We start from the raw sequence: 10,741 nt of genomic DNA on the forward strand, positions 1-10,741 counted from the left end.
GTCTGTGGTAGATCCGCTCGCTCTGACTGTTGAGCGGCACCGAGATCATAAAGCTCGCCGCCAGCGCCAGCGAGACCGCCACCAGCCACTCGTGGGAGATCCAGCCCGCCTTGGCGACAATGGCCGCGACGATCAGACCAAATTCCGAGAAGTTGGTGAGCGCCAGGGTCGAGAGCAGGGCGGTACGCACCCGCAGGTGGGCGCCGCTGAAGACCAGATAGTAGAGGGCGCTTTTCAGCGGCATGGCCAGCACCAGCGCCAGTGCCAGCAACATGGCGTCGTGGGTCGGCAGGCCGTTGAGACCTATGGTGAGGAAGAAGCAGACGAGGAAGAGGTCTTTGAGGTTAAAGAGCGCTTTGGCAAGCCCCGCTGCCGCCGGATGGGAGGCGAGCAGCATGCCGATGATCAGTGCCCCCAGATCCGGTTTGAGCCCGACCACTTCAAAGCCGGCCGCACCCACCACCAGCGCCAGAAACACCCCGAACAGTACCTGCAACTCGCCGTGGCCGGTCCGCTCCAGGAGTTTGAACAGCAGGGGACGCAGCAGTGGCAATCCCAGCACCCAGATCGCCCAGATGCTGGGCCACTTACCGCTGGAAAGCGTCAGAAGGGCCACCGCGAACACATCCTGCATGATCAGCACCCCGATGGCGAGCCGGGCGTAGAGGGCATTCATGTCGCTGCGATCCTCCATCACCTTGACCGCAAAGACGGTGCTGGAGAAGGAGAGGGCAAAGCCCAGCAGCAGTGCCAGCTTCCAGTCCAGTGACAGGGCGAGGTGGAGCCCCAGCCCCTTGCAGACCAGCAGGACCACGGTGAATAGCAGGGTGGATAGCAGCAGATGCAGACTGGTGGTACCCCACACATCCCGCCGCATCAGGGTCTTGATATTGAGCTTGAGACCTATGGTGAACAGCAGCAGTGTGACGCCGAGATCGGCCACCTCGCTCAGGGCGGGGGTATTGTGATAACCCATGCCGTTGAGGATAAAACCGGCGGCCAGAAAGCCGAGCAGGGGGGGCAAGCCAATCAGATTGACTACCATGCCGCAGCCAAAGGCCACGGCGATCAGAATGGGTTCCATAGCAGGTCCAGCAAGGGCAGGAGCGTCCCGCCCTGTTTAACGCGTGGGTGGCGATTAGACGATATCGATGTCGACCACGGAGTCGAAAATATGGTTCGGTCGAAATGGCATGCGGTCGATATCCGCCACCTTGCTCACCCCGGAGAGCACCAGCACGGTTTCGAGACCGGCCTGGAAGCCCGCCAGAATATCGGTGCGCAGGTTGTCGCCTATGATGACGGTGTCATCGGAGTGAGCTTCCATCCGGTTGAGCGCCGCCCGTATGATCCAGGCGCTCGGTTTGCCGACATAAAACGGCTTCTTGCCGGTCATCCGCTCGATGGGGGCGCAAAGGGCGCCGCAGGCCGGGTGCATCATGGGACCGTGGGTATCGGGGTTGGTGGCGATAAAGCGGGCCCCCTGATCCACGAACTTGGCACCCAGCTGCATCATGGTCCAGTTGTAGTTGCGGGTCTCGCCCACCACCACGAAGTCGGGGTCTATGTCGGTGATGGTGAAACCGGCCTTGTAGAGCTCGTGGGTCAGTGCTCCCTCGCCAATCACATAGGCCTTCTTGCCATCCTGGCGTTTGAGAAAATCGGCGGTGCCCATGGCGGAGGTATAGAAGCACTCCTCCGGCACCTCGATCCCGGCGGAGCGGAAGCGGTTTTGCAGATCTTTCTGGGTCTGGGCCGGGTAGTTGGTGAGGAACAGGAGCTTGCTGCCCTGCTCCAGCAGGCGCTGGACGAAACGGTCAGCACCGGGAATGAGGTCGTTGTTGTGCAATATGACACCGTCGATATCACAGATGACGCTTTTCTTCATGGGAACTCCTTGTATAGGGCGCAAGAGCGGGGCTATGACGGTTGCCAACGCTTAATATCTTCAATTAGTTATGTTGTTTTTGTGACGCCATTATAAGTCTGTTTGATGACAAGTCTCCCCCACAAACAGAGATAGGTGCACAATGAACAGAAGAGGGGAGGGATCCGCTCTGCGAGTGGCAGATCCCGTGGTCTGTGCGTTGATGGAGCCGTCATCATGGATAACTTTATTGCCGGTTTGCCCAAGCTGGAGTTGCACCTGCATATCGAAGGGACGCTCGAGCCTGAGCTGATGTTTGCCCTGGCCAAACGCAACGGGGTGGTCCTGCCCTGGCCCGATGTCACCAGCGTACGCGCCGCCTACGACTTTGACTGCCTGCAATCCTTTCTTGACCTCTACTACCGTGGTGCCAGCGTGCTCATCACCGAGCAGGACTTCTTCGACCTCACCTGGACCTATCTTGAGCGCTGCGTCGCCGACAAGGTGGTGCATGTGGAGATCTTCTTCGACCCGCAGACCCACACTGCCCGCGGTATCCCCTTTGCGACTGTGCTGGGCGGCATCGAGCGGGCGTTGCAGAGCGGGGAGCGGGAGTTTGGCATCAGCTGGCGTCTCATCATGAGCTTCTTGCGCCATCTGAGCGAGGAGGAGGCGTTCGCCACGCTGGCAGAGGCCGAGCCCTTCCTCGCCCGCATTCATGGCATCGGCCTCGACTCGGGGGAGAAGGGCAATCCGCCCACCAAGTTTGCCCGGGTCTTTGCCCGCGCCAGAGCGCTGGGACTGCCGGTGGTGGCCCATGCGGGGGAAGAGGGGCCCGCCGACTACATCTGGCAGGCCATCCATGAACTGCAGGTGCGACGCATCGATCACGGGGTGCGTGCGGCAGACGATCCTGCACTGCTGCGCTATCTGGCCGATACCCGGCTGCCGCTCACCGTTTGTCCCCTCTCCAACACCCGGCTCAAGGTGTTTGACCGCATGGCCCATCACAACGTGCTTACCCTGCTGGAGCAGGGGCTCTGCGTCACCATCAATTCCGACGATCCCGCCTACTTTGGCGGTTACATGGCGGCCAACTTCCACGCCCTGGCCCATGACCTTGGCGCCAGCATGAATCAGCTCTGCCGCTTGTCGCTCAATGCCGTCGAGGCGAGCTGGCTGAGCCTGGCGGACAAGGCACGGCTCACCCGGGAGATCAGGATCTACGCTGCCTGTCACGGGGTCGCTCTCTACTAGTCGTGTGCAGCTGGCGGCATCGGCGACACAACACAGCAGGCCCGCCAGTGATGACGGGCCTGCTGTGTGTTGATGGGCTGGGTGCCTGAATGGGCTGCTAACCGGTCTCAGGTTGATTGCGGCTCGGTGGCCTCTTGATAGATCGGATAGTCGGTCAGTCCCGGCTCGCCACCACCGAACAGGGTGGCCGGATCGTGAGACGCCAGCGGATAGCCCTGGCGCAGCCGGTTCGGCAGGTCCGGGTTGGCGACGAAGGGGCGACCAAAGCCAATCATGTCGGCCCAACCGGCCTGGAGGGCTGCCCGTGCCCGCTTGCCATCGTACTTGCCCGCATAGATGAGGGTGTTGGGGAAGGCGTCCCGCAGCCCCTGTTTGAAGTTCTCCGGCATCAAGGGGGCATCGTCCCAGTCCGCCTCGGCGATGTGCAGGTAGGTCACATCCAGTTCTCCCAGCACGCGAGCGGCGGCCAGATAGGTCTGCTGCGGGTTGGCATCGACGGTGCCGTTGAGGGTGGTGAGCGGCGCGAGGCGCACGCCGACGCGGTCGGCCCCGATCTCGGCGCAGACCTCCTGTGTCACCTCTTTCAAGAAGCGCAGGCGATTTTCCAGCGAGCCGCCGTAGTTGTCGGTGCGGGCATTGGATTCGGAATCGAGAAACTGGTTGATGAGATAACCGTTGGCGGCGTGCAGCTCTATGCCATCAAAACCGGCGCGGATGGCGTTGCGGGCCGCCTGACGGAACTGGCCGATCACCTCGTCGATATCGCTCTGGGTCATGGCGCGCGGGGTGACGGTGTCGACAAAGCCGGGTGCATCGCTGCCGTTATCGACGAACACCTTGACGCCCACGGCCTTGATGGCCGATGAGGAGATGGGCTGGGCGCCGCCCAGGTTGTCGGGATGGGTGACCCGGCCCACGTGCCAGAGCTGGGCGAAGATGGTGCCCCCCTTGGCATGGACGGCATCGGTCACCAGCTGCCAGCCAGCCACTTGCTCGGCGCTGTGGATCCCCGGGGTCCAGGCATAGCCCTTGCCCATGGGGTCGATTTGGGTGCCTTCGCTGATGATGAGGCCCGCTTCGGCGCGCTGGGCGTAGTAGGCGGCCATCATGGCATTGGCCACATCACCGGGCTGGCTGGCGCGGGAGCGTGTCATGGGGGGCATGACGATACGGTTGTTAAGGTGTAACTGGCCCAGGCGCAGCGGGCAGAACAGGTGATCGTGGCTCATCGTGAGTGCCTCATGGTGGGAGTGAGGCCACTCTATCCCTGCGGCTTGTTGTGAAAAAGAGGGGTAATTGCAGAAAAGAATTGCCGTGATGGCATCAATCCATCGGCACAGGGCCAGAATGGCGCTCGCTGGCTTGCCCGCGGGCATCTGAAGGAGACGGAATAAGCAAAGAGGGCCGAAGCGGCCCTCTTTGTTGATGCGGCCGGGGCTCAGGCCCCCAGCAGCATGACCCGTACCCGCTCGATCCGGCGCTCGCTCACCTCGACCACCTCGAAGCAGAGTTGCTGCAGTTGCAGCTGCTGGCCGGGGGTGGGCAAGGAGCCGAAGTGTGAGAGCAGCATGCCCGCCAGGGTCACGTACTCGTCGCTCTCGCTCACCAGCCCCTCGTGCTCCAGCACCTGCTCCACATGGTGGATGTTGGTGCTGCCATTGATGAGCCAGCCTTCGCCATCACGCACCATGTCCGGGGTCTCGTCCTCGTCCGGCAGTTCGCCGACGATGGCCTCCAGCAGATCGTGGGTGGTGACCAGCCCCTGGATGACGCCAAACTCGTCGGAGACCAGGATCAGGCTCCCTTTGGCCTGACGCAGCTCTGCCAGCAGCCGGATCACGTTGATGCTCTGCGGCACTATGATGGGGTCGTTCTGCTTGGCCAGTTCGCTTAAGGGTTGCCCTTCGTTGAGGGCAAACAGCAGATCCCGCGCCTTGAGTACACCTATGACCTCGTCCAGATCACCGTCACAGACCGGGAACAGGCTGTGGGGCTCCCGTTGCAACACAGCGCGGATTTCCGCAGGCGAGTCGTTGACGTCGATCCAGGCCATGTCGGAGCGGGGAGTCATGATGGTGCGGATGGATCGCTCGGCCAGCGACAAGACACCGGTCACCATGTAGCGCTCCTCCTCGCCAAAGCTCACCGGGGCGGCGGCAGGGGCATCCAGATCATCGTCAGGCCTGTTCTGATACGTCTTGCTGCCCATCAGCTTGAAGATGGCTGCCGTGGTGCGCTCGCGCAGGGGCTGCTTGGCCTCGTGGCGCAGGGCGCTGCGCTGGGAAAGCTGGTTGAAGAACTCGATCAGCACCGAGAAGCCGATGGCCGCGTAGAGGTAGCCCTTGGGAATGTGGAAGCCAAACCCTTCTGCCACCAGGCTAAAACCGATCATCAACAGGAAGCTCAGGCAGAGCACCACCACGGTCGGGTGGGCGTTGACGAACTGGGTCAGGGGCTTGGAGGCGAGGACCATCACCAGCATGGCGATGGTCACGGCGGCCATCATGACACCGAGATGTTCCACCATGCCTACCGCCGTGATGATGGAATCCAGCGAGAAGACGGCGTCCAGCACCAGGATCTGGGCCACCACAACGCCAAAACTGGCGTAGACACCGCTGTGGCCACCGGACTCCGGGTTGGCCTCCAGCCGCTCATGCAGCTCTGTGGTGGCCTTGAACAGCAGGAACAGGCCACCGCCCATCAGGATGAGATCCCGACCGGAGAAGACCAGTTCGCCGAGCTGCAGAAGGGGGGTGGTCAGGGTCACCAGCCATGACATCACGCTTAGCAGGCCCAGACGCATCAGCAGGGCCAGCGACAGGCCTATGATGCGCGCCTTGTCCCGCTGGGCGGGGGGCAGTTTTTTCACCAGGATGGCGATGAAGACCAGATTGTCGATCCCCAGCACGATTTCCAGAATGATCAGGGTAAACAGACCAATCCAGATGTGGGGATCCAGCAGCAATTCCATGTATTGACCTCAATAAAAAACAGACAGAGCGGGTGTCAGTGACGGCGAAAAATGGCCGTGGAGCACGAGGCGTGGGTGTTTTCAGAGGCGCTGGTGGAGCAATAACAGATACATTTTGACAGGGAGAAACGAAGGGTAACTTCGGGGATTGTCCATGATGGGCAATAAAACCTCGGGTTAAGAATGAGCCCTGATAATAACGGCTGGCGGCAGTTTGGCAAGGGGCTGTTATGAAGATGTGATAATGGCGAGGAGGCGGCCAGGCTGCGCCTCCCGTTCGGCTATTTACAACCAGCGTTCTTCGTGGGTGAAGCAGACCGAGAGCCAGGCATCCCCCAAGGCATCGCCGATGCGGGACCAGAGCTCATGACGCAGGGCATCCTGACGCGCCACAGGCCACTCCTGTCCTATCGGCACCAGAATGTTGATTTCGAGATCGAAACGGCGGCCGCTTTTGGCCAGATGGCTGTAACACCTGATGCCGTGGCGCTGGCCCAACGCCTCTATCTCCTGATCGATGAGCTCTGGAATATACCCCTCGGGGGCGATCTTCAGCACTTCCCGCAGACTGTGACCAAGCACTTTGATGGGAACGATAGCGGCACACACGGCCAGCAGTGAGACCAGGGCGGGGTCGATATAGTGGTTGAATTGATCGTAGCCGATAGCACTCAATCCCATCGCCACCAGAAAACCCACCAGCAGGGTGGTACTTAAAATAGTATCAACCAGCCACTCTTGGGAATCGACTCGCACCAGTTCCGAGTTGAACTGTTTTGCTAACTCCACTTCTATAAAATACATCAGAGAGCACAAGACAGTAGCGATGGTTGACGCGATCAAAGCGTGACCAAGGCTAATCTCACGGCCACCAGATAACAGGGTCGTTATACCGCTATAGAGTGCCGCCAGACAGAGCAGTAGAATAATGGTGCCGTTAATGAAATTGGTGATGGGTTCAAAGTGGGCGTAGCCATACTGGAAACGGTCATCATCGGGGCGGGTAACGAGGTAGGCGGTCACCAGACCCAGGCCCGTCATACCCATACTGAATAAGCTAAAAAAGCCGTCGAGCATGATGGCATTGGAGCCGACCAGCAGGCCATAGCCGATACCGAAAATGGCAAAAAAAATACTACAGAATAGGGACAGGGTTAACGCCTGCTTTTCAGTGGTAATGAACTTATTAATGACTTTACTGAGCATATAGCTGTGATGAGCCATATAAATTCCTCCTTTCAAATGGTGAATATAGCCAAGTGCAAGCGGTTTTCTAGCTGATATACTGCCCGCTCACATGTGAGCGGACTGGCCTGATGCGCCCCAAAGAGGCGGCTGGCCAGTCGTTGTCGCCGGCGTGCCGGCATCAAGCAAAGGATGGGAACAAGGATTCATGATCCCGAGACTCGATTACCAGGACAGTTTGTCACCCGCAACCCTGCAGTTTCTTGAGTTGCTAGAGCTCCGAGCATTTCGTGGTGATATCGAAAAATCTTATGCAAGCCGGTTGGCGATGGCGACGGATAACAGCGTCTATCAGGTAGTACCTCAGGCGGTGCTCTATCCGCGCAGCGCGGATGACATTGCGGTGATGCTCAAGCTGGCCCGGGAGCCTATGTTTGCTGCCTTGAGTTTCTTCCCTCGTGGCGGCGGAACCGGCACCAATGGTCAATCCTTGGGCGGCGGCATTATCGTCGATCTTTCGCGCCATATGAACCAGATCATGGAAATTAATCTGGAAGAGGGCTGGGTGCGCGCCCAGGCCGGTGTGGTGAAAGACCAGCTCAATGCCTACCTCAAACCCCACGGTTACTTCTTCTCGCCGGATCTCTCCACCTCCAATCGCGCCACCTTGGGCGGCATGGTCAACACCGATGCCTCCGGGCAGGGGTCGCTCGTATACGGCAAGACCTCGGATCATGTGCTGGGCTTGAAAGCCGTGCTGGAGAATGGCGACATCATGGCCACAGAGCCGGTCAATGGTTCCCGTCTTGAAGACAAGCTGGCGCTTGAGAGTCGCGAGGGGGAGATCTATCGTACCCTCTATCGCATCGGCCGCGAGCGCCGCGCCGACATAGAGGCGACCTTCCCCAAGCTCAACCGCTTTCTGACCGGTTACGATCTCAAGCATCTCTATCAGCCCGACAGCGACACCCTGGATGTGAGCCGGGTGCTGTGCGGCTCGGAAGGATCGCTTGGCTTTATCACCGAAGCCAAACTCAACATCACCCTCATACCGCGCTACCGCACCCTGGTCAACGTCAAGTACGACAGCTTTCCGTCGGCTCTGCGCAACGCCCCCTTTATGGTCGAGGCGCAGGCCCTGTCGGTGGAGACGGTGGACTCCCGGGTGCTGGGGCTGGCCCGTGCCGACATCATCTGGCATTCGGTCAAGGCCTTCATTGAGGACGTGCCCGGCAAGGATCTGCAAGGGCTCAATATCGTCGAGTTTGCCGATACCGACGAGCAGGAGCATCAGGCCAAGGTGACCGAGCTGTGCCGCCGCATCGATGGGCTGCTGGCGAAAGAGGAGGCGGGCATTATCGGCTATCAGGTGTGCAGTCACCTGCCGAGCATCGAGACTATCTACGCCATGCGCAAGAAGTCGGTAGGGCTGCTTGGCAACGCCGAGGGGCGCAAGAAGCCAGTGGCCTTCACCGAAGACACCGCCGTGCCGCCGGAATCCTTGGCGGATTTCATCATGGAGTTTCGCGCCCTGCTGGATGGCCATGGCCTCGATTACGGTATGTTCGGTCACGTCGATGCTGGCGTGTTGCACGTGCGCCCTGCATTGGACTTGTGCGACCCGGAGCAGGAGGTGTTGCTGCGGCGCATCTCGGATCAGGTGGTGGCGCTCACCGCCAAATATGGCGGCCTGATGTGGGGGGAGCACGGCAAGGGCTTTCGCTCAGAATACAGCCCCGCTTTTTTTGGCGAGCTGTGGGAAGAGCTGCAGCGGGTCAAGGGGGCCTTCGACCCCGACAACCGCATCAACCCGGGCAAGATCTGCATGCCTTATGGTAGCGGGGCGCCGCTTGTGTCAGTGGACGGGCCCAAGCGCGGCAAGTTCGACCGCCAGATCCCGATTGCGGTGCGGGAAAGCTACACCCGCGCCATGGATTGCAACGGCAATGGCCTCTGCTTCACCTTCGAGACCGACTCCCCCATGTGCCCCTCGGTCAAGATCAGCCGTGATCGCCGCCACTCCCCCAAGGGGCGGGCGGGCCTGATGCGCGAATGGCTGCGTCAGCTGGCAGAGCAGGGCTTCGATCCGCTGGCCGAGGAGGTGGCGCTGCAAAGCGGCGGTCTGCGCTTCAAGAGCATTGTCGACAAGTTTCGCAACACCCTGGCCCGCGCCCGCGGCCAGTATGACTTCTCCCACGAGGTGATGGAGGCGATGGAGGGGTGCCTGGCGTGCAAGGCCTGTACCAGCCAGTGCCCCATCAAGGTGGATGTGCCCACCTTCCGTGCCCGCTTCATGCAGCTCTACCACAGCCGCTATCTGCGTGGCCCCAAGGATTACTTTGTCGGCACCGTCGAGAGCTATGCGCCACTGCTGGCCCGGGCGCCGAAACTGGTCAACTTCTTCCTGGAGAAAGAGTGGGCCCAGAAGGCGACCGAGAAGAGCATCGGCATGGTGGATGTGCCCCTGCTCTCCGTGCCCACCCTGGCCGAATCCCTGCACGATAACAAGGCGCGCTATTTCGACCTGCCGGGCCTTGAGGCCATGAGCCCCGAGCAGCGTGCCAACGTGGTGCTCATAGTGCAGGATCCCTTCACCAGTTATTACGACGCCCCCGTGGTGAGGGATTTGGTGAAGCTCGCCAGCAAGCTTGGGCTGCAACCTTATCTGCTGCCATTCAAGCCCAACGGCAAGCCCCAGCACGTGAAGGGGTTCCTGCGTGCCTTTGCCCGCACCGCGGCCAACAGCGCCCAGTTCCTCAACAAGATAGCGGCGCTGGGTATCCCCATGGTGGGAGTGGATCCTTCTCTGGTGCTCTGTTATCGCGACGAGTACGCCAAGGCCCTTGGCTCGGCCCGTGGCGACTTCCAGGTACTGTTGCCTCAGGAGTGGCTGCTCTCACTGCCGGCGCCTGAGCCCAAGACGGCGACCAAGGAGCAAGGGGATCGTCAGGCAGACGAGCCCTGGTATCTGTTTGCCCACTGCACAGAGAAGACAGCCAAGCCGTCGACTCACGGCGACTGGGGCACCTTGTTCCAGCGTTTTGGGGCCAGCTTGCAGCCTGTCTCTGTGGGCTGCTGCGGCATGGCCGGCACCTATGGCCACGACGCCAAACAGGTGGACAATTCCAAGGGGATTTATGGGCTTAGCTGGGCAGAGCCGCTCTCGCGTTTGCCCAAAGATCGCTGCCTGGCCACTGGTTACTCGTGCCGCAGCCAGGTCAAGCGGATGGAGGGGGAGAAACTCAAGCATCCGCTGCAGGCCCTGCTGGGACTGCTCTGATGCTGACGTTGCCGAAACGGTTTCGGGTGCCGCAAGCTTTTCGGCACCCGCGTTTCTTGCTGTTGCCAGCCACCTCCGCTCAGGCGGTGGTGGAGTTTGTGGCCATGTTGCGCGAGCGCGAGCAGCTCCATCAGCTGTTTCGCCCGGATGACGTCTGGCCTTCTGCCCAGTTCAGTCT

7 protein-coding genes are annotated in these 10,741 nt (G+C 60.6%); 2 read left to right on the forward strand and 5 right to left on the reverse strand.

The features are described from left to right. Together AAC083_RS14430 and AAC083_RS14435 are read right to left on the reverse strand one after the other, a co-directional pair. A partial coding sequence (locus AAC083_RS14430; protein ID WP_108536969.1) for a cation:proton antiporter domain-containing protein occupies nucleotides 1-1,084 on the reverse strand: 1,084 nt, incomplete at its 3' end. Nucleotides 1,085-1,138: 54 nt separating this feature from the next. Continuing rightward, the gene (locus AAC083_RS14435; protein ID WP_042036688.1) at nucleotides 1,139-1,888 is read right to left on the reverse strand and encodes an HAD-IIA family hydrolase; all 750 of its coding nucleotides are present in this window, start codon (nucleotides 1,886-1,888) and stop codon (nucleotides 1,139-1,141) included. Nucleotides 1,889-2,104: 216 nt separating this feature from the next. On the opposite strand from AAC083_RS14435, the gene AAC083_RS14440 reads away from it, so the two are divergent. After that, a complete protein-coding gene (locus AAC083_RS14440) occupies nucleotides 2,105-3,124 on the forward strand; it encodes an adenosine deaminase (protein ID WP_108536970.1) in 1,020 nt (339 codons plus the stop codon). 107 nt (nucleotides 3,125-3,231) lie between these two features. Here the strand turns inward: AAC083_RS14440 and AAC083_RS14445 are convergent, their stop codons facing one another. From AAC083_RS14445 to AAC083_RS14455, 3 genes are all read right to left on the reverse strand, one after another. Continuing rightward, entirely contained in the window at nucleotides 3,232-4,353 is a 1,122-nt protein-coding gene (locus tag AAC083_RS14445; protein WP_108536971.1) for an alkene reductase, read from the reverse strand. Nucleotides 4,354-4,562: 209 nt separating this feature from the next. Then, nucleotides 4,563-6,098: a TerC family protein gene (locus AAC083_RS14450; protein ID WP_108536972.1), complete on the reverse strand. Its 1,536-nt coding sequence runs from the start codon at nucleotides 6,096-6,098 to the stop codon at nucleotides 4,563-4,565. Nucleotides 6,099-6,383: 285 nt separating this feature from the next. Beyond that, nucleotides 6,384-7,322, reverse strand: coding sequence for a cation diffusion facilitator family transporter (locus tag AAC083_RS14455; protein ID WP_042036695.1), 939 nt, complete (start codon nucleotides 7,320-7,322; stop codon nucleotides 6,384-6,386). Nucleotides 7,323-7,491: 169 nt separating this feature from the next. Between AAC083_RS14455 and ydiJ the strand changes: the two genes are divergently transcribed. Further along, nucleotides 7,492-10,563 (forward strand): D-2-hydroxyglutarate dehydrogenase YdiJ, encoded by a 3,072-nt coding sequence (ydiJ, locus tag AAC083_RS14460; protein ID WP_108536973.1) that lies wholly within the window; start codon nucleotides 7,492-7,494, stop codon nucleotides 10,561-10,563. Nucleotides 10,564-10,741: the final 178 nt, after the last annotated feature.

Source organism: Aeromonas sp. HMWF014, assembly GCF_963878295.1.
In the GTDB taxonomy this organism is placed as follows: domain Bacteria; phylum Pseudomonadota; class Gammaproteobacteria; order Enterobacterales; family Aeromonadaceae; genus Aeromonas; species Aeromonas popoffii.